A 20,332-nucleotide genomic window follows, 5' to 3' on the forward strand; every position below is an offset into this window, starting at 1 on the left:
CTGTGGGTTAATCGTTATCAACAATTCATTGCCGTGATTGCAGTCACATAACCTATAATTTCTATGCCTCCATATGCATTACCGACCTAAAAACCCAAATACATCAACTTTTCAAATACCTTCCTCTCGTACACTGAACCTACCACTTAAGGCTTAGGGGTGATAAACGGTTGATGCCGTTTACTGCTCTCAATAAGTAAGTACTGCCAATTAGTAAGTACTGCCAATAAGCTTTTTATAATAACAAGCGGAATACTCCGCATCACACTGGAGAATAACTGTGAAGACAATTACCACAGATATCGCAGTCATCGGCGCAGGCGGCGCTGGTCTTCGTACAGCTATCGCTGCGGCTGAAGCTAATCCTGAATTGGAAGTAGCACTGATTTCTAAAGTTTACCCAATGCGTTCGCACACGGTAGCAGCAGAAGGCGGTTCAGCAGCAGTAATTAAAGACGAAGATAGCCTAGATAACCACTTCAACGATACTGTTGGCGGTGGCGACTGGCTATGTGAACAGGATGTTGTTGAATACTTTGTTGAAAACTCGACTCGCGAAATGATCCAAATGGAACAATGGGGCTGCCCATGGAGTCGTAAAGAAAACGGTGAAGTAAACGTACGCCGATTCGGCGGTATGAAAGTAGAGAGAACGTGGTTCGCAGCGGATAAAACCGGCTTCCACATGCTTCATACTCTGTTCCAGACTTCGATGAAGTACGACACAATCAAACGATTTGATGAGTACTTTGTGGTGGATTTGATCGTTGAAGATGGCGAAGTACAAGGCCTAATCGCGATTCATATGTCTGAAGGTGAGCTTGTTACGATCAAAGCGAAATCTGTTGTATTAGCAACGGGTGGCGCAGGTCGTGTTTACCACTGCAATACCAACGGCGGCATCGTAACTGGCGACGGTATGGCAATGGCTTATCGCCACGGTGTACCACTGCGTGATATGGAGTTCGTTCAATACCACCCAACAGGCCTACCAGGCACTGGCATCTTGATGACTGAAGGTTGTCGTGGTGAAGGCGGTATCATCGTCAATAAGAACGGCTACCGTTACCTACAAGATTACGGAATGGGCCCTGAAACTCCAGTGGGCGAGCCGAAAAATAAATACATGGAACTGGGTCCTCGTGACAAAGTTTCTCAAGCATTCTGGCACGAGCAGCAGAAAGGCAACACCATCAAGCACCCGCTTGGTGATGTCGTACACCTTGACCTTCGCCACCTTGGTGAAGAGTATCTGCAAGAGCGTCTTCCGTTCATCTGTGAGCTTGCAAAAGCGTACGTAAACGTTGATCCAGCAAAAGAGCCAATCCCAATTCGCCCTACCGTTCACTACACCATGGGTGGTATTGAAACTAACGGTACGTGTGAGACTCGCATTAAAGGCCTATTCGCCGTTGGTGAATGTGCTTCAGTTGGCCTGCACGGTGCAAACCGCCTAGGTTCTAACTCTCTGGCTGAGTTCGTAGTATTTGGCCGCGTAGCCGGTGAACAAGCCGTGAAACGTGCAGCTGAATTCAAAGGCTGGAATGAAGAAGCCATCACTAAGCAAATTAAAGCGGTTGAAGATCGCATCGCAGGCATCTTAGCTCAAGAAGGCGATGAGAACTGGGCTGATATCCGTACTGAAATGGGTCACACCATGGAAGCGGGTTGTGGTATCTACCGTCAAGAAGACTTGATGCAAGAAACCATCGACAAAATCACTGAACTGAAAGCACGCTACAAGAAGATCAGCATTAAAGACAAAGGCAAAGTGTTCAACACTGACCTACTTTACGCTATCGAAGTGGGCTACGGTCTTGAAGTTGCTGAAGCAATGGTTCACTCAGCGATTCTTCGTAAAGAATCTCGCGGTGCACACCAACGTCTAGACGACAACTGCACAGAACGTGATGATGTGAACTTCCTGAAACACTCTCTCTCTTTCTACAACGAAGATGCAGCACCAACTATCGACTACAGCGGCGTTAAGATTACTAAATCTCAACCTAAAGCTCGTCTATACGGTGAAGCAGCCGAGAAAGCCGCTGCTGCTGAAAAAGCGGCAGAAGAGAATGCTAAGAAGAGCGAAGAGGAGCAAGCATAATGTCAGCGAATCGAATCCAAAAAATTGAAATCCTGCGTTATGACCCTGAGCAAGATGCAGAACCTCACTTTCAAACCTTTGAAGTTCCGTTTGATGAAACCATGTCAGTACTTGATGCGATTGGTTACATCAAAGATAACCTAGATAAAGACCTGTCTTACCGTTGGTCTTGTCGTATGGCGATTTGTGGTTCTTGCGGCATCATGGTTGATGGCGTGCCAAAACTGGCATGTAAAAGCTTCTTACGTGACTACCCGAATGGCTTCAAGATTGAACCATTGGCTAACTTCCCAATCGAGAAAGATTTGATTGTCGACATGACGCCGTTCATCGAGCGCCTTGAAGCAATCAAGCCTTACATCATTGGTAACGACCGTAAGCCAGAAGACGGCACTAACATCCAAACTCCAGAGCAAATGGCGAAGTACAAACAGTTCGCTGGCTGCATCAACTGTGGTTTGTGTTACGCAGCGTGTCCTCAGTTTGGTCTAAACCCTGAGTTCATCGGCCCTGCGGCACTTGCTCTTGCTCACCGCTACAACCTAGATAGCCGTGACAATGGTAAAGCTGAACGTATGAAGCTTATTAATGGCGACAATGGCGCTTGGGGCTGCACGTTTGTAGGTTACTGTTCTGACGTTTGTCCGAAGAAAGTAGACCCAGCGGCTGCAGTAAACCAAGGTAAAGTTGAGTCTTCAATGGACTTCGTTATTTCGATGTTCAAACCTGATGGCGAACCGGTTAAAGCGACGGAGGAAGCGTAATATGAGCAATCGTAAACCTTATGTTCGTGAAATGAAGAGAACGTGGTGGAGCAACCATCCGTTCTACCGTTTCTACATGCTACGTGAAGCGACTGTACTGCCTTTGATTCTATTCACTCTGTTCCTAACCTTCGGTTTGGGTTCGCTAGTGAAAGGTCCTGAAGCGTGGGAAGGTTGGTTGAGCTTTATGGCTAACCCTATCGTTATCGGTATTAATATCGTGGCACTGCTAGGCAGCTTACTGCACGCTCAGACCTTCTTCAGCATGATGCCTCAAGTAATGCCAATCCGTCTTAAAGGTAAATTGGTAGATAAAAGAATCATCGTACTGACCCAGTGGGCAGCGGTGGCATTTATTTCTTTAATCGTTCTGATGGTGGTGTAAGGAGCTTCGTTATGAACACAAATTACAAAATGAAACCTGTTAACCACAATCCTAAACGCTCTGATGAACCAATCTGGTGGGGCCTATTTGGCGCTGGCGGTACTTGGTTCGCGATGATCACTCCGATCACGATTCTAGTGCTGGGTATCTTAGTGCCTATGGGCATTATCGATGCGGATGCAATGAGCTACGAACGTGTCTCTGAGTTCGCCACCAGCATTATCGGTGCGCTATTCATCATCGGTACACTAGCACTGCCAATGTGGCACGCAATGCACCGTCTTCACCACGGCATGCACGACCTTAAGTTCCACGTCGGCGTTGCAGGTAAAGTTGGCTGCTACTTCGTTGCAGGCCTAATCAGCGCGCTATCTGTTATCTTCATCTTCATGATCTAACAGTTAAGAGCAGATGCGGGATTCGAGTAACCGAGTATCGAAGAGCTTAAAAGCAGATGCGGGATTCGAGTAATCGAGTATCGAAGAGCTTAAAAGCAGAAAAGCGAAAGCAGAGCTAGGTTATCCAGCTCTGCTTTTTTATTGCTTGTCGAATCTATTATCCTCTAACTCGCTCCTGCTCTTCCTGCTCTTCGTATCTCGCATCCCGTTTACTCGAATCTGCCTTTCCCGCTCTTCGTATCTCGCATCTCGGTTACTCGTATCTGCTCTTCAAGCTCTTCGAATCCCGCATCCCGTTTACGCGCATCTGCCCTTCAAGCTCTTCGTATCCCGCATCTCGCTTACTCGAATCAGCCTTTCCCGCTCTTCGTATCTCACATCCCGCTTACTCTAATCTGCCTTTCCCGCTCTTCGTATCTCGCATCCCGTTTACGCGCATCTGCCCTTCAAGCTCTTCGTATCCCGCATCTCGCTTACTCGAATCAGCCTTTCCCGCTCTTCGTATCTCACATCCCGCTTACTCTAATCTGCCTTTCCCGCTCTTCGTATCTCGCATCCCGTTTACGCGCATCTGCCCTTCAAGCTCTTCGTATCTCGCATCTCGGTTACTCGTATCTGCTCTTCTGCTTTTCCTGATCTCGAGATACAAAAAAGGCCGCTCATGAGCGACCTTTTCTATTTCACTGAGCCACCTCAAACAAGGTGGACACAATCAAATTATTTTACACGACCAACGTATTCGCCAGTACGAGTATCAACTTTAACAACTTCACCGATAGCGATGAATAGAGGTACACGAACTACCGCGCCTGTTGCTAGAGTTGCAGGTTTACCACCCGTACCTTGTGTATCGCCTTTCAGGCCAGGATCAGTTTCAGTTACTGGGATCTCAACAAAGTTTGGCGGAGTAACAGTGATAGGGTTATCATTCCACAACGTTAGAGTACAAACGTCATTTTCAACTAACCATTTTGCTGAGTCAGCGACTGCTTTTACGTCTGCTGCGATTTGCTCAAATGTTTCGTTGTTCATGAAGTGGTAGAATTCGCCATCGTTGTATAGGTAACCTAGTTCAACGTCAACAACATCTGCAAGCTCGAAGCTTTCGCCTGACTTGAATGTTTTCTCTAACACTTTGCCTGACAGCAGTTTACGAAGTTTTACACGGTTAAACGCTTGGCCTTTACCTGGCTTAACGTATTCATTGTCGATAATTGCGCAAGGCTCGTTATCTAACATGAATTTTAAACCGCCTTTGAATTCATTGGTGCTTACTGACGCCATGATTTTCTCTTCCACATCTTTGAGTTAATTTCAATGCCGCATATCATAACCCGAAAAGTCGAATCTGTTGAGCAAAACTGGCTCAAACAACTATCGAATGCGATCTCTGACCCGACAAAACTGCTTCAAGCATTGGAAATAGACCCAACACCGTGGCAAAAAGGATTCGCAGCACGTGAGCTGTTTTCACTTCGAGTTCCTCTTAGCTTTGTTGAGCGAATGGAAAAAGGCAACCCACACGACCCTCTATTGCGTCAGGTGTTACCACTCAACGAAGAGTTCGAGGTGCATCAAGGCTATTCAGCCGACCCACTAGAAGAGCAAGAAAATGCGATCCCGGGGTTGCTGCATAAATACAAAAGTCGCGCGCTAATGATCGTAAAAGGCGGTTGCGCCATAAACTGCCGCTACTGCTTCCGTCGTCATTTCCCTTATCAAGACAACAAGGGTTCTAAGTCTGTGTGGCAAACCAGCCTAGACTATGTAGCTGCTCACTCAGAGATCAACGAAGTAATCTTGTCGGGTGGCGACCCTTTGATGGCCAAGGACAGCGAACTCAAGTGGCTTATCCATGCCATCGAACAGATCCCGCATGTAAAAACCGTTCGAATTCATAGCCGATTACCGGTTGTGATCCCTGCTCGAGTGACTGATGAACTATGCCAATTGTTAGCTCAAACTCGCCTCAATGTGGTCATGGTCAGCCATATCAATCACGCCAATGAAATCAACGTGGAGCTCAAACAAGCTTTCCATAAGTTGAAACTCAGTGGTGCGACTCTGCTTAATCAGGGCGTGATGCTAAAAGGCGTAAATGACAGCGCTAACTCTTTGAAAGAATTAAGCGAAAAGCTATTCGATGCCGGTGTTTTACCTTACTATATGCATGTACTTGATAAAGTTCAGGGCGCCGCTCACTTCTATATCTCCGATGAAGAAGCAAAGATGCACTTTAAGGGTTTGATCTCTGAGGTTTCTGGCTACCTCGTACCTAAGTTAACTCGCGAGATTGGCGGCCGTAGCAGCAAGACACCACTCGACCTACATATTGAATAAAGAAGTTACCGAAATGATGACGTATCCGAGAAACAAGCCATCCTCACCCAGAGGTTTTACTATAATCGAATTGGTCATCGTAATTGTCATTCTGGGCATTATTTCAGTGACTGCGGCATCGAAATTTCTCAATCTACAGAGTGATGCTCGTATTTCAGCCCTTCAAGGTTTGAGAGGCGGTATGCAAAGTGCTGCTGACATGGTTTACCCGATTGCAATTCAGCAAGGTTTAGAAAAGTTAAGCGCTGCTAAAATTACAATCGAAGGTGACAACATAGAACTTGCATATGGATACCCAGCGGCAGACTCAGCAAATGCTTGGAGTCTGTTGATTGAAAGTACTTTCGCAGATTCCATATTTAATGCGAATGATCCTGCTGAATGGTATTTCCATAATACTTCTAAAGAAATACCATGGATTCGTTTCATGACCAAAAGTAAGAAGAAATCTTCGGAAGACTGCTTCTTACTTTACAACGAAGCAACCTCTTCTTCTGCGCCTAGCTTTGAATTAACGACAAGCGGCTGCTAGCTTTTAAGTCACCTCTATCAACCGTTAAGACAAAAATTTTTTGTTCGATCGTCCGGTCTATTATTAGCATACTCGGCTCTATTCTAAATCTTTAGGAGGGGTGATATGTCACAATTTATAGAACAAACTCTCAACCTTGCCCCCTTTAGCTGGGCAGGCCTCGCAGCATGTATGCTGTGTGGATCATTAATCGGAATCGAAAGGCAAACCCGCGGTAAACCCGTTGGAATACGAACCTCCATTTTGATTATCAGCGGTACTTATTTCTTTCTCACCATGGCGATTAGCTTATCTCCCAACACACTCGATCAAGCCCGCGTGCTTGGTCAGATAATAACGGGGGTCGGATTTCTTGGAGCCGGTGTAATGATGACGCTTGATGGCAAAATTCATGGCGTCACGTCTGCGGCGATTATTTGGGTGTTGGCTGCGTTGGGGATGATGATTGCCTTAGGACACCTTTCTCAATCAGTCATCATCACTCTAATGGCACTTGTGATACTGCTTGGTGTCGACAAAGTAGAAAACAGTTTCCAAAGCCTGCGTCGTGGTGTGCATCAGAAGTGGATGAATAAAGGTCGCGTGAAGAAGTAACCTCTAATTTTAGATGCGTTTATCTTAAAGACATTTTGTCCTTAGATTCGATTTCTTAGAGGAAAATTCTTAGAGACGAATTCTTAGAAACGAAAAAGAAGCCTAGTCAAACGACTAGGCTTTGAGTTTTTAGACAAGCGCTTAATGCACGTGAATACACACTTGGTTCTTGCCCGCGGCTTTCGCCTTATAAAGCTGCTCATCCGAAGAACGAATACTCTGGTTTTCCCACAAGTGACCAACACTGTCGAACTTGTACAGAGAGTAGAGCGTCGCGCCACCAGACACTGAGATATTAATCTTGTCGCCAGCTGGAGAGCGGTAGCACTGCAGGCTAATGTCATTCTGGATTCGTTGAAAAATCGATGAAAGCAGCTCTGAGGATTCACCCGTGATCGCGACAACAAACTCTTCACCACCAAACCGTGCCACGATATCTTGCTGCCTAACGCTGTTCAGCATCAACTGAGCCACATGGCAAATCACCTCGTCCCCTGTTTTGTGGCCATAGCGGTCATTAACCACTTTAAAATCATCGATATCAAACACGCCAACACCAATAATCGGCTGTTCGTCCTGAGCCAGTAATCTCGCTTCAAAGCCACGTCGATTCAGTAAACCCGTTAATGGATCGCGCATTGCTAGGTCATTCAAACGCTGGTGTTCTTGTCTTGTATAAAAACGCCATAGCCATAAAACCGAGAGCAAATACAAAACAAACAGTATCGAAAGCTGAATCTTCTCCATCTCCAATACATGCAGAAAGTGCTCGCTCTTCTCTTCTTCAATACTTAGATATAACTGGGTGTTAATGTCATCAACATACAAAGGCTTGGAATAGGTAAAGTCCATAACCCCGTACTTGTTTGCGCCTCGAGTACTGGTGACTTTATAACCATGAGTAGGGTTCGATACGAGGTTAGAGACATAGCCATCGACACCCAATACCCCTTTAAACTCACCATTAACGTAAATGCCTTTGGTTAACGTCACGACTTTTTTACCCGTCAGGTAATCATCATATTGGCCCGTATAGACAACTTGGTCTTGACCTTGCGCTAAGCCAAAACGAATCGTATTCACCCAGTACGGACGACTGTTCACCACAGAGTCAAAGGTATCGCCCTTAATCGTGCGAGCAAAATCAGAAGGCGAAGAGATAATAAACTTCTCTTTCGAGATAAAGTAAATCGCAGAGATGGTATCAATAGTATTGGCAAAATAAGCCATGGTTGGAGCGATGAATAAGCGCTTACCGGCTTCAGAGTTAAGCTCTGACTTCGGATCGCACATTTCGCTAGGGCCTGAGAACATAAAGTCAAAACGAGGGGCTTGTTGCTCCTCACTGATGAAATAGCACGTCTCACCCTCTACCTTTTTTTCATGCGAGAACACATAAGTATCGCCATGCAGTGGGTAAAGTGCCGTGATGTTGTATTCAAGGGCATTAATGATCTTTGTGAGCTCAGCAAGAGAGCGCGTGACACCTTGGTTTTCGATTCCATACTGTTTATCTGATTCTTCCGCTGAATCAACGAGCAATAAGCCCAAAACGACTAAAAAACTGGCGGTAAGGCTTAAGAAAGCCTTTTTAAAATCGATGGTATGGTGTTTTATCAAAGCATATAAGTCGACGTTGTGATTTTAGCGCACATTGTACTTATAAGTAAAAATACTGCAATAGAAAGTATAAAACCAAGTGCTTATTAACTAATTTGAGGTAGGTAAATCGGAAAGGGGATTGAAACAACAGTATTTCAACAAAAGAACAGTGTCTAAACAAAAGAACAATGCTTAAACAAAAGAATAATGCCTAAACAAAAGAATTTAGGCATTGATAGGCTTGAGCACTAATAAATCACTTAACTCACCAATAGTGAATCTAGAGGCTCAACCGCGTTCTATTTCGTAAAATTCATATTCTATTTAGCGAAATTGACAATCGGGAAGCACGGGAAGAAGCCGTTATCAGCACAGTTGATCAAGCCAATTTGTACGCCTTCGATTTTGTTGGTTTTGTTGAAGATACCAACCTGAACCGTCGACACTTCTGAAAGGTTCGCCGCACCAACATCAACCATAGTGTTGCCTTCAGAGTAGTTGACGAAGCTCACGTTCGCGCCTTTCACATCATTAGTGATGTTCACTGCACCTAGGTTAAGACCCGTTGTTTTACCGGTATTCCAGTTGAAGAAACCAAGCGATGCACCTGTCATTTCTTGGTTCACTTTTGATGCACCGAAGATACCCAGGTTCACACCCGTCGTGGTTTGTGTTTCTGACATACCCACAACCGCAAGATCGACACCTTTAAGGTCGTTCACTTGTCCGTGAAGCAGAGCCAAACGTACACCACCAACCGCATCTGAATCCGGAGCATTGAAGCCGTTGATCGTTGAAAACATAACAGGCGAAGAAGCAAATGCTGCCGGTGCCATTACTGCTGCAGACACAGCAAGTACTGAAAGTAATTTTTTCATTGGGGAGTCTCCACTGACTTATTGTTGACTTGATTAATCCATTTTCAATCAAGCATTTATTATCCTTTACTCAACAGTTATCCATGTTAGATCAATGGCATAACCGTACTGTTGAATATAAGACGCAAAATCATAAAGAGCAATATAAAGAAAGGGATACGGTGAGAGGTAAGAGGTAAGAGTAGCGATCTAGGCCCATGTTTCTATTTGAAGGTTGTAAAGATTCCCTATCACGCTCGTGCCTCGCTGTAGGGAATGACGAAACGCAAGTAACTCCAGCAATAACAACCGTCATTCCAGAACTGAGGAACGAAGTATCTGGAATCTCAGTTTAACGACGAATCCAATTATGACGAACAAACAAAAACGGAGACCGAAGTCTCCGTTTTCAAAGCTTATGTATGACTTTCTCTGTTACGAGAAAGGGGGATGATTACATCATGCCGCCCATGCCACCCATACCGCCCATATCAGGCATTGCAGGGCCAGAATCTTGTGGCTTGTCAGTGATCATCGCTTCTGTTGTGATCATAAGACCAGCAACTGATGCTGCGAACTGAAGTGCAGAACGAGTCACTTTAGTTGGGTCAAGAATACCCATCTCAATCATATCGCCGTATTCGCCAGTAGCCGCGTTGTAACCGTAGTTACCTTCGCCAGCACGAACATTGTTAGCAACAACTGATTCTTCATCACCAGCATTGGTTGTGATTTGACGGATAGGCGCTTCCATTGCACGTAGTGCAACACGGATACCTACGTTTTGCTCTTCGTTGTCGCCTTCAAGGCCAGCAACTTTAGATGCAGCGCGGATAAGTGCAACACCACCGCCAGCAACCACACCTTCTTCAACAGCAGCGCGAGTTGCGTGAAGTGCATCTTCTACGCGGTCTTTCTTCTCTTTCATCTCAACTTCAGTCGCAGCGCCAACTTTGATTACTGCAACACCGCCAGCTAGCTTAGCTACGCGCTCTTGAAGTTTTTCTTTATCGTAGTCAGACGTTGCATCTTCGATTTGTTGACGAATTTGAGAAACACGACCTTTGATCATCTCTTCATTACCCGCACCATCGATGATGGTTGAGTTTTCTTTAGTGATCGTAATGCGCTTAGCTTGACCTAGGTCTTCTAGCGTTACTTTCTCAAGGTCTAGGCCGATCTCTTCAGAGATAACCGTGCCGCCCGTTAGGATAGCGATGTCTTGCAGCATAGATTTACGACGGTCGCCGAAACCAGGGGCTTTAACAGCAGCCACTTTAACGATGCCACGCATGTTGTTCACAACAAGAGTTGCCAGCGCTTCGCCTTCTACATCTTCAGCGATGATAAGAAGTGGACGAGATGCCTTAGCAACTGCTTCTAGAGTCGGAAGAAGTTCACGGATGTTCGAAACTTTCTTATCGATTAGAAGAATGAATGGGCTTTCTAGATCAACAGAACCTGCTTCTTGGTTGTTGATGAAGTAAGGAGACAGGTAACCGCGGTCAAACTGCATACCTTCAACTACGTCTAGCTCGTCTTGTAGAGCCTGACCTTCTTCAACCGTGATAACGCCATCACGACCTACTTTTTCCATCGCTTCAGCAATGATGTTACCTACTGTCGAATCAGAGTTCGCAGAGATAGTACCTACTTGAGCAATAGCTTTCGTGTCTGAACAAGGAACAGAAAGGTTCTTCAGCTCTTCAACAGCCGCGATAACCGCTTTGTCGATGCCGCGCTTAAGATCCATTGGGTTCATACCCGCAGCAACCGCTTTTAGGCCTTCAGCGATGATTGCTTGAGCAAGAACTGTTGCCGTTGTTGTACCGTCGCCCGCCGCGTCATTCGCTTGCGAAGCCACTTCTTTTACCATTTGTGCGCCCATGTTTTGGAACTTGTCTTCAAGTTCGATTTCACGTGCAACTGAAACACCATCTTTCGTGATAGTCGGTGCGCCAAATGATTTGTCTAGAACAACGTTACGGCCTTTAGGACCCAGCGTTACTTTTACTGCGTCAGCCAGAACGTTTACACCTTCTAGCATTTTAATACGTGCGTCATTACCAAATTTAACGTCTTTAGCAGCCATCTTTATTTCCTTTAAATTCTTTGTTCAATCAGTTCAATTTTATGGGTCGGATTACTCAACGATCGCCATGATGTCGTTTTCAGACATGATCAGAACTTCTTTGCCGTCGATCTTTTCAGTTTTAGTGCCGTAGCCTTCAGAAAAGATAACAGTATCGCCAACTTTAACGTCCAACGGTTGCACTGAACCGTTTTCTAAAATGCGGCCTTTACCGACAGCTAGAATAGTACCGCGCGTTGATTTTTCAGCGGCAGAACCAGTTAGAACGATGCCACCAGCAGACTTAGATTCAACTTCTTGGCGCTCAACGATAACTCGGTCGTGTAGAGGACGGATATTCATCGGTCGTATCTCCTGATAATTTCCATTTAATATGATAGTTGCCACAATTGGCATGGGTTAATCAGTATGTTGGGGCAATGTGAAAGATCCCAAGGGGGGAGGTAGACTTTTTGTGAGGAAACTCAAACTACAAGGAGTGAGAAAAGAAAAATGGCTAGGGTGTAATACTAGCCATTTGAAACTTAGTCTTCTTTTCTAAACGCAAATCGTATGAGAACTATCGCCACACCCAACATACCACCTAGTAATGTGCCAAGAACAGCAATCAAAGTACGCTTGGGTTTATCACGAGTTATCGGTTGTTCTACGTTCTCTAGATAACGAAACGTTTGAAACTCTACAGTGCGATCAATTTCAAGGTTATTCAACATATCTAGTTTTGCATTGATTTGTTGAAGGCGAGGCTCAATAACACTTAAATTTTTAACTGACTCTAGAGCTTTAACTTTTGCATCTAAGCCCTTAGCACCTAAATCGATGCTAAATAGCTCACTTTCATTACCGGTTTGAATAGGTCTGTCGACTCCTGCAGACTTGGCAATTTGGGCTGCATATTTTGTTCGCTCAGTTTCAACTAACAACTTATTGCTTGCCTGGCTTTCTAAAATTTTTTTTTGTTGAATCAATTCATTACGCTTACCATTCACTACCGCTCGTAAGTTATTAAATGCATCTTCATGAACTTTTAACTCTGTTGTCAAAATGTAAGCTGTTAACAAATCGAAGCTGCTTTCCTTAGACGTTGTTTGAAAGCTAATAGTGTATGGTGAATTACGATCCTTTTTATCGACTTTAAAAGCAGAAATTCTATCAAACCATTCAGCGTATAAGGCTCTAATTTCATCTGCTGTCATATCAGAACTACCAACAACAAAGCTTTTAAACTCTTTGAAATCAACACTATTATCTAAGAAATTTCTCTTATTATTCGTTGAATTAAAAGCATTTACAAAGCGTTGGAACAATACCTCAGAATCAACCAAACTGTCTAACTCTCTACTGACAAGGACAGTGCCATCATCTTGATATATATCAAAAATAGGCTGAAACTGCTTCACTTGTTGTTGATATGTAGATAAATCTTGAGGTTGAGCCTCTGCGACCTTTGCATTAGAAGACCACAACTCTTGAGCTAGTAAAGCAAAACCAATACTACTAACAGTAAATAAAGCAGTCACCAATATGACTATTAACTTACTATCCCACAGAGCCTTAAAAAGCTCTCTCAGATCAACCTCATCGTTCGTTGTGTACATCGGTGGATTTTGCGGGGAGTACGACTGTGGTTGTGTCTGCTGATTCACTGTAAATCTCTCAAAACATCTAAATTATTAACGGCAGAATGCTATCACACCGTATGCTGTTAGTATTGTACGATTTGTAAACTTTATGAAAGTGATCTTCAGAGAGATGACAATTCACTGTAGTCTACCTCTACTATTCTAGTTCAATCGGCGCTTTATATGCAAGATAAGCACGGGCTTTTAACGGCCCCGATAACAGACACATTGCGCACCATGACCATACCGACCATATTCGGTATGGTGGCGATCTTGATGTTTAACCTCGTCGATACTTTCTTTATCTCGTTACTTGGCACCCAAGCCTTAGCAGCGGTAAGTTTTACCTTTCCGGTCACCTTTGCCATCAACTGCATCACCATGGGCATTGGCATTGGCTTATCAACATGTATTGGGCGATTGCTTGGCCAAGGCTGCGCACAAAATGCAGCACGCTTTACCTGTCATGGTTTATTGCTGGCTCTGCTTCTTGTTGGTTGCGCTTCTACGCTAGGCATTACTTTCTTAGAACCTATGTTCACCCTATTAGGGGCAAAGCAAGAGTTGCTGCCGCTGATATCGGAATACATGTCGGTGTGGTATCTCGCGATCCCATTGTTGGTCATTCCCATGGCAGGCAACAGCGCGATTCGAGCAACAGGTGATACAAAAACGCCCGCCAAGATCATGCTACTGGCTGGGCTTATTAATGGAATTTTAGATCCGCTGCTCATCTTCGGTTATGGGCCTTTCCCTGAACTGGGTATTCAAGGCGCAGCCATTGCCAGTGGTTTCAGTTGGTTTGGTGCTTTGTGTGGCTCACTGTACGTATTGATGGTGCGAGAAAAACTGCTTGCTCCTCCTAAACTGAAAAACATCGTCAGTGACTGGCGACAAATCCTAAAAATAGGCACACCAGCCGCTTTGTCTAACGCTCTGAATCCACTTGCTGGCGCCATCATCATGATGATGTTGGCCAAGCAAGGTACTGAAGCGGTGGCGGCGTATGGCGCAGCGCAACGTATCGAGTCCATTCTTATCATTGTGTTGATGTCTCTTACTTCTGCCCTTACGCCTTTCATGGCGCAGAACTTTGGCGCAAACAACCCTCAACGCAGCTTTAAGGCACTGTTTCTAAGCATGCGTTTTGCCATATTATTCCAAGGGTTGGTCTTCTTAATGATGGTGCCACTGAGCATTCCTTTGGCCGCCCTTTTCTCTCAAGAAGAGTCAGTGCGAGGCATATTGTGGCATTACCTGCTAGTTGTGCCCTTTAGCTATGGGTTCCAAGGCATTGTGATGATGTTGATCAGCGGCATGAACGCGATGCATCAACCACTTAAAGCCTTCCAGTGGAGCTTCATGCGCTTGTTTGTGTTTACCTTGCCCTTTGCGTGGATAGGCAGCCAAATCGATGGTGTCGAAGGGATGTTTGTTGGCTTAGCACTAGGAAACATCATGGGCGGTATATCCGGGTATTGCTTTGCGCTTCGTGTAAGGGCGAAAGCAGATGCGGGATGCAAAAAGATGTAAGAGCAGATGAGAGATTCGGGTATCGAGATTCGAAGAGCTTGAGAACAGAAAAAGATTAGAAGAAGGAGATGACATGGAAGAAACTATTTACAAAATGCACTATGACGCGCCTATTGGAAAAATGCTCATCAGAAGTAATGGCCAAGCTATGGTTGAAATTGACCATATCAATGTCGAGCTAGATATTACAGAGAACCCCGACGAGTTATGCCTAGAAGCATCTCGCCAACTAGACGAATACTTTGCAGGCCAACGCACCTGTTTTGATTTACCTTTAGAACCTAAAGGTACCGATTTTCAACTCAAAGCCTGGGTCGCTTTAACAACCATTCCTTATGGCGAAACCATCAGTTACGGTGAACAAGCGAAAAGAATGGACAACCCGAAAGCAGTAAGAGCGGTAGGTGGTGCAAACGGCAAGAACCCGTTTAGCATTGTTGTTCCCTGCCATCGAGTGATTGGTGCGAACGGTACATTAACGGGCTACACCGGCGGCATGAACCGCAAAGAGTGGTTACTGGATTTTGAGCTAAAAATGCTAAAAAACGAGCTAAAAATGGCAAAAAACAGATAGCCGAATAAACCAAGGTACCTATTTAAGTGATCTTTAAATCTTCGCGACAGCCCTTTAAATCTTCGCAACATCCATAGCGAAACGTTGTTTTTTCGTCAGCCATAACCCACCAACGATAAGAACAAAAAACAAAATATGCAGCCATAACTTAGGCCCAACATCGGTGTTCAGTGCAGATAACGAACTGATAGGCGGAAATTGTTTTGTCGTCACCAGTTTCACCACCCATTCATTGGCTGGCGTTGCAATAAGCGTGGTTATCCAACCCAATACGGCGATTTGGATGAGGTTGACGGAAAGCGATGAATTGAAGATAAAAATAAGGTTCGAAAGAAAGGCATAACACAATGAAACGCCAACATGCACAACCCACGACAACACCAGTGCACTCGTTGGATCGTAGCCACCTAACGTCACGTACGCAGCAGCGTGTCGAGATGTCAGGGTCGACATACCAAACAAAGGCTGAATCAGGATAAAGGCGATACTAGCCATCAAGCCGACAACAAATGTCATAATAAGCGTCTTTTTATTCATACTTTTGACTTCCATGAGAAATAGAACAGCTTGAATAGAAAAACACCCCAAGGTTTATCTTCATCAAACCAATCATATTAAATTAAAACTGAACGATCGTTCAAGAATTGGCAAATTAGCACTAACAAAATTGATGTGCAAGGTTTTGTTCATTTTCTAAACAATGGGGGATGAATAGATTTCGCTTCGATGCTTATGTTTATGTTTATGTTTATGTTTATGTTTATGTTTATGTTTATGTTTATGTTTATGTTTATAAGAAGGCTCATGTTTATAAGCAGACTCATGCTTATGATCATAATCAGATTCATCAAGATCGGGGTCAGCCATATCAGCCATATCAGCCATATCAGCCATATCAGCCATATCAGCCATATCAGCCATATCAGCCATATCAGCCATATCAGCCATAAAATAGAAGCAGGAAAAAGCTTGAGAACAAGGCTACTTTTTTTGACAGGAAGTTTCGATAAGTAGTTATTCTACAAGTAAAAATTCTAACGAAGCTATCGAAGTTTTTAACAAGTTAGGGTGACCTGCTATTTACTACGATTGGTATAATATTGAGTCCAAAAAAATCACAAAAAAAACGGCCACACTCGCGTGCAGCCGTTCTAGTATTCGATAAAAGTTAAAACTATTTGTCTAAAACAGTCATTACTTAACGATCACGTCACCTGACATTTCAGCCGGAATTGCAATACCAGACAGAGACAGCATCGTTGGTGCAAGGTCAGACAGCTTACCGCCTTCTTTGAACTCAACGTTCTTGCTGCCCACGTAGATAAGTGGCACTGGTAGGTTAGTGTGCGCCGTGTGGATGCCGCCCGTTTCTGGGTTTACCATCATTTCCGCGTTACCGTGGTCAGCAGTGATAAGCAGTTGGCCGTCCGCTTCTTTGATCGCTTCAACCACTTTACCAAGACATTCGTCTAACGACTCTACGGCTTTAACCGCTGCATCGTAAACGCCAGTGTGGCCAACCATGTCACAGTTAGGGAAGTTACACACGATAGCGTCGTATTTGCCGCCTTTGATTGCTGCAACAAGCTTTTCAGTCAGCTCTGGCGCGCTCATTTCTGGCTGTAGGTCGTACGTTGCTACTTTTGGAGAAGCAACAAGCTGACGCTCTTCGCCTTCAAACTCGTCTTCTTTACCGCCGTTGAAGAAGAACGTCACGTGCGCGTATTTCTCTGTTTCAGAGATACGTAGCTGCGTTTTGCCTTCTTTCGATAGCCATTCGCCGTAGGTGTTCTCTAGAGAAGCCGGTGGGAATGCACAAAGCAGTGGAATGTCTGCCGCGTATTGAGTCAGCATCACAAAGTCGATTGCTGGGAATACGCTACGCTCAAAACCGTCGAAGTTAGGCACGAACGCACGTGTGATTTCACGCGCACGGTCGGCACGGTAGTTCATGAAGATAACCGCATCGCCATCAACGATAGCGGCAGACTCTTCGCCTTCCGCTTTGATTTCAGTCGCTTTCACGAACTCATCGTTTTCTTCACGAGCGTAAGCCGCTTCTAGGCCAGCAACCGCTGTATCAAACGTGAAGTCACCTTTCGCTTGAGTAAGCAGGTCGTAAGATTCTTGAACGCGATCCCAGTTGTTATCGCGGTCCATTGCGTAGTAACGGCCAATAAGCGAAGCCACACGGCCTTTGCCTAGTTTAGCAAATAGCTCTTGGAAACGAGCTAATGTGTTTTCTGCGCTACGTGGCGGTGTATCACGACCGTCTAGGAATGCGTGTAGGTAGATTTTCTCTGCGCCACGTTCTGCTGCCATTTCAACAGCTGCGTAGATGTGGTCTTCATGAGAGTGAACGCCACCTGGAGACATAAGGCCCATGATGTGTACAGCTTTGTCTGCTTTAACCGCTTTATCAACAGCGTTCACTAGCGCTTCAGTTTGAGCGAATTCGCCGTCTGCGATTGATTTAGTAATACGCGTTAAATCTTGGTATACCACGCGACCCGCACCAATGTTGGTGTGACCCACTTCAGAGTTACCCATTTGGCCATCAGGTAGGCCTACATCTAAGCCAGAAGCCGAGATTAGCGTGTTAGGTTGGTTAGCAATAAGACCGTCTAATACTGGAGTATTAGCGTTTGCGATAGCGTTGTCTTGGTTGTCTTCACGGTAACCGTAACCGTCAAGGATCACTAGAGCCATTGGCTTCTTAGCTGACATAGGACTGACCTCGTTCAATTCAAAATAAATCGGTATAAAAACAAATTAGCGTAATTTTACTACAGTTTACAGTCAAAACTGTAGTGGAAGATCAAGAAAGGGCGCAGGTAGGAGGATCGAATATGAAAAAAAGCGTCATTTTGTGTTTAGCGAAATATAGAAACCACCTCAAAAAATAAGTACTCGTTGCACATTCAATACAATCAAAAGGAACCTTGTAATCACAATACTAGGCCCTCTATTAGCTATCTGTTTTCACCGTTATCATGGGCTCTCGCTAAGCACGGGTTGCATTTGACTCGCGTTCCAAACCAAGTCACCAATCCCATCCGTTGGCGAAAACCCGGTCGGCGCATCAAGAAGTAATTGGCGAATCGTTTCATGCTCTAAGTTGTGACAAGCAAAGTCTAAAGATTCAAGTAGTGTGTCATATTCACCAATTGGTAAGAATACTTCTTGCGCAGTCATAATACGTTCATGGGCTGTTCGCTCAACATTGTCCCCAATCAATAGCTCTTCATACAGTTTTTCTCCCGGGCGTAATCCTGAGAATTTGATTTCAATATCGCCGTGTTGGTTATCTTCATTCTTAACAGAAAGGCCTGAAAGTCTAATCAGGTTTTCCGCCAGATCGGTAATTTTCACTGATTCGCCCATATCAAGCACAAACACATCACCTCCTTTACCCATGGCTCCAGCTTGAATAACCAGCTGTGCCGCTTCAGGAATAGTCATAAAAAAGCGGGTGATATCTGGGTGAGTCACGGTTAACGGGCCACCGGCTTTAATCTGCCTCTTAAACAATGGGATCACTGAACCTGAAGAGCCAAGTACATTCCCAAAGCGAACCATACAAAAACGTGTACCATTCTCTTTTTGGTTCTCTTGTTCAGCCAAAGCTTGCAAGCCTAATTCCGCCATACGTTTGGTGGTGCCCATCACGTTAGTTGGGCGGACAGCTTTATCTGTCGAGATAAGCACAAAAGATTCAACACCGGCGTCAATAGCAGCCTTAGCGGTATAGTAGGTCCCGTAAACATTATTACGCACGCCTTCCACCACATTGTACTCGACAAGTGGTACGTGCTTAAAAGCAGCAGCATGATAAACCGTTTGTACACTAAAGGATTTCATTGACGTTAACAATCGATGTGAACGCTGAACTGACCCCAATAATGGAACTATCTTAACATCATAACCTTTAGCTTCTTTGACTAAAGAGAGTTCGCGATCAATTTGATACAAACCAAACTCAGAAACTTCAAATAAAACTAGAGCTTTGGGCTGTTGTTTTAAGATTTGTCTACATAATTCAGAGCCGATCGAGCCGCCAGCACCTGTTACCATAACCACTTTGTTTTTAATATTAGCTTCCATCAAAACCTGCTGAGGAGCAACTGCATCACGCCCTAACAAATCCTCTATAGGTACGTCAGTTAACTCATCAATCTTAGCTTTACCTGATACGATGTCAGCCATTTCTGGAACTGTTTGAATTTCGACGGGAAGCCGGGCTAATAAGTCTAAGATTTTTTTACGCCGAGCACGAGATGCACTTGGGATAGCGAGTAATATTTTTGAAATACCATGCTTATTTATTAACGATTCAGACCTATTTAACACCATGACAGGTAACCCCAAAATCATAGTATTAACAAGTGTGCTATCTTCATCAATAAAAGCTCGAACTCTATATTTTTCAGATGCTCTAAGTGCAACTGCCAATTGACGACCACCAGAACCAGCGCCATAAATCAAAACTTCCTCACGAGAATCTTTTGACGTAGTAACAATGAGGCTACGAATAACAAGGCGTGAACCACCACATAATAGTGCTAAGTAGGCACCATAAATGATAGGTACCGTACGAGGAATGGGTTCTTGAAGATAATAAGCAAAGACAGCTAAAGTAAGCGCAGACAATACAGCTCCCGATGTGACAACAAACAGAGCTTGAAAAGTCAAGTATCGAAGAATGGCACGATAGAGCCCCATTTTAGTAAAAATTAGAACTGTTGATACTATGGTTAAGCCAATCAATAATAAATTATCATTATCATTCAAAAACCTTACATCACCTAATCTTGTCCACAAAGCTGCATGCAAAGCAAAAAGAATGAAAAGGCTATCAATCGCAACGCTGATAAGCCTTTTGTGTACACGAGATAGATGCCAAATAAAATTTAAACGTTGCATAAAGGTATTCTT

Annotated in this window: 19 protein-coding genes; 9 read left to right on the forward strand and 10 right to left on the reverse strand. The window is 44.4% G+C overall.

What is annotated here, in order from left to right; all coding sequences use genetic code 11:
* Positions 1 to 280 precede the first annotated feature (280 nt).
* The 4 genes from frdA to frdD are packed head-to-tail and all read left to right on the forward strand — an operon-like array spanning position 281 to position 3,651.
* Complete coding sequence (frdA, locus tag AC3CHU_RS14910) at positions 281 to 2,104, forward strand: fumarate reductase (quinol) flavoprotein subunit (RefSeq protein ID WP_004733344.1); 1,824 nt, start codon at positions 281 to 283, stop codon at positions 2,102 to 2,104.
* The gene (locus tag AC3CHU_RS14915; RefSeq protein WP_017076352.1) at positions 2,104 to 2,868 is read left to right on the forward strand and encodes a succinate dehydrogenase/fumarate reductase iron-sulfur subunit; all 765 of its coding nucleotides are present in this window, start codon (positions 2,104 to 2,106) and stop codon (positions 2,866 to 2,868) included. Before frdA ends, AC3CHU_RS14915 begins: the two co-directional genes overlap by 1 nt.
* A gap of 1 nt (position 2,869) precedes the next feature.
* A complete protein-coding gene (gene frdC, locus AC3CHU_RS14920) occupies positions 2,870 to 3,253 on the forward strand; it encodes a fumarate reductase subunit FrdC (protein WP_017076351.1) in 384 nt (127 codons plus the stop codon).
* A gap of 11 nt (positions 3,254 to 3,264) precedes the next feature.
* On the forward strand, positions 3,265 to 3,651 hold the full coding sequence (gene frdD, locus AC3CHU_RS14925; RefSeq protein ID WP_029225230.1) for a fumarate reductase subunit FrdD: 387 nt from the start codon (positions 3,265 to 3,267) through the stop codon (positions 3,649 to 3,651).
* Positions 3,652 to 4,368: 717 nt separating this feature from the next.
* Here the strand turns inward: frdD and efp are convergent.
* Positions 4,369 to 4,935: an elongation factor P gene (efp, locus tag AC3CHU_RS14930; RefSeq protein WP_004733338.1), complete on the reverse strand. Its 567-nt coding sequence runs from the start codon at positions 4,933 to 4,935 to the stop codon at positions 4,369 to 4,371.
* Between the two features lie 33 nt (positions 4,936 to 4,968).
* Between efp and epmB the strand changes: the two genes are divergently transcribed.
* The 3 genes from epmB to AC3CHU_RS14945 all read left to right on the forward strand — a co-directional run bounded on the left by epmB (position 4,969) and on the right by AC3CHU_RS14945 (position 7,117).
* Positions 4,969 to 5,991, forward strand: a complete 1,023-nt coding sequence (gene epmB / locus AC3CHU_RS14935; RefSeq protein ID WP_488524816.1) for an EF-P beta-lysylation protein EpmB — start codon at positions 4,969 to 4,971, stop codon at positions 5,989 to 5,991.
* A 13-nt stretch (positions 5,992 to 6,004) separates the two neighbouring features.
* On the forward strand, positions 6,005 to 6,523 hold the full coding sequence (locus tag AC3CHU_RS14940; protein WP_488525500.1) for a prepilin-type N-terminal cleavage/methylation domain-containing protein: 519 nt from the start codon (positions 6,005 to 6,007) through the stop codon (positions 6,521 to 6,523).
* A 105-nt stretch (positions 6,524 to 6,628) separates the two neighbouring features.
* Complete coding sequence (locus tag AC3CHU_RS14945) at positions 6,629 to 7,117, forward strand: MgtC/SapB family protein (RefSeq protein ID WP_102558466.1); 489 nt, start codon at positions 6,629 to 6,631, stop codon at positions 7,115 to 7,117.
* A 141-nt stretch (positions 7,118 to 7,258) separates the two neighbouring features.
* Here AC3CHU_RS14945 and AC3CHU_RS14950 read toward each other — a convergent pair whose 3' ends face one another.
* The 5 genes from AC3CHU_RS14950 to AC3CHU_RS14970 form a co-directional block, all read right to left on the reverse strand.
* Positions 7,259 to 8,737 (reverse strand): sensor domain-containing diguanylate cyclase, encoded by a 1,479-nt coding sequence (locus AC3CHU_RS14950; protein WP_488524817.1) that lies wholly within the window; start codon positions 8,735 to 8,737, stop codon positions 7,259 to 7,261.
* A 302-nt stretch (positions 8,738 to 9,039) separates the two neighbouring features.
* Entirely contained in the window at positions 9,040 to 9,597 is a 558-nt protein-coding gene (locus AC3CHU_RS14955; RefSeq protein WP_054542846.1) for a VC2662 family protein, read from the reverse strand.
* A 433-nt stretch (positions 9,598 to 10,030) separates the two neighbouring features.
* Positions 10,031 to 11,668 carry a chaperonin GroEL gene (groL, locus tag AC3CHU_RS14960; protein ID WP_488524818.1) on the reverse strand — a complete coding sequence of 546 codons (1,638 nt, stop codon included), beginning with the start codon at positions 11,666 to 11,668 and terminating at the stop codon, positions 10,031 to 10,033.
* 51 nt (positions 11,669 to 11,719) lie between these two features.
* Positions 11,720 to 12,010, reverse strand: coding sequence for a co-chaperone GroES (locus AC3CHU_RS14965; RefSeq protein ID WP_004733324.1), 291 nt, complete (start codon positions 12,008 to 12,010; stop codon positions 11,720 to 11,722).
* A gap of 182 nt (positions 12,011 to 12,192) precedes the next feature.
* Entirely contained in the window at positions 12,193 to 13,314 is a 1,122-nt protein-coding gene (locus AC3CHU_RS14970; RefSeq protein ID WP_488524819.1) for an LPS O-antigen chain length determinant protein WzzB, read from the reverse strand.
* A 159-nt stretch (positions 13,315 to 13,473) separates the two neighbouring features.
* Between AC3CHU_RS14970 and AC3CHU_RS14975 the strand changes: the two genes are divergently transcribed.
* Positions 13,474 to 14,823, forward strand: coding sequence for an MATE family efflux transporter (locus tag AC3CHU_RS14975; RefSeq protein ID WP_488524820.1), 1,350 nt, complete (start codon positions 13,474 to 13,476; stop codon positions 14,821 to 14,823).
* Between the two features lie 73 nt (positions 14,824 to 14,896).
* Entirely contained in the window at positions 14,897 to 15,397 is a 501-nt protein-coding gene (locus AC3CHU_RS14980) for a methylated-DNA--[protein]-cysteine S-methyltransferase (RefSeq protein ID WP_488524821.1), read from the forward strand.
* A 54-nt stretch (positions 15,398 to 15,451) separates the two neighbouring features.
* Here the strand turns inward: AC3CHU_RS14980 and AC3CHU_RS14985 are convergent, their stop codons facing one another.
* The 4 genes from AC3CHU_RS14985 to AC3CHU_RS15000 all read right to left on the reverse strand — a co-directional run bounded on the left by AC3CHU_RS14985 (position 15,452) and on the right by AC3CHU_RS15000 (position 20,320).
* A complete protein-coding gene (locus tag AC3CHU_RS14985) occupies positions 15,452 to 15,934 on the reverse strand; it encodes a hypothetical protein (protein WP_488524822.1) in 483 nt (160 codons plus the stop codon).
* A gap of 156 nt (positions 15,935 to 16,090) precedes the next feature.
* On the reverse strand, positions 16,091 to 16,345 hold the full coding sequence (locus tag AC3CHU_RS14990) for a hypothetical protein (protein WP_488524823.1): 255 nt from the start codon (positions 16,343 to 16,345) through the stop codon (positions 16,091 to 16,093).
* Positions 16,346 to 16,591: 246 nt separating this feature from the next.
* Complete coding sequence (gene gpmM / locus AC3CHU_RS14995) at positions 16,592 to 18,124, reverse strand: 2,3-bisphosphoglycerate-independent phosphoglycerate mutase (RefSeq protein ID WP_488524824.1); 1,533 nt, start codon at positions 18,122 to 18,124, stop codon at positions 16,592 to 16,594.
* Positions 18,125 to 18,388: 264 nt separating this feature from the next.
* Positions 18,389 to 20,320, reverse strand: a complete 1,932-nt coding sequence (locus AC3CHU_RS15000; protein WP_488524825.1) for a polysaccharide biosynthesis protein — start codon at positions 20,318 to 20,320, stop codon at positions 18,389 to 18,391.
* Positions 20,321 to 20,332 lie beyond the last annotated feature (12 nt).

It is taken from the genome of Vibrio sp. QJM3NY_39 (genome assembly GCF_057785895.1).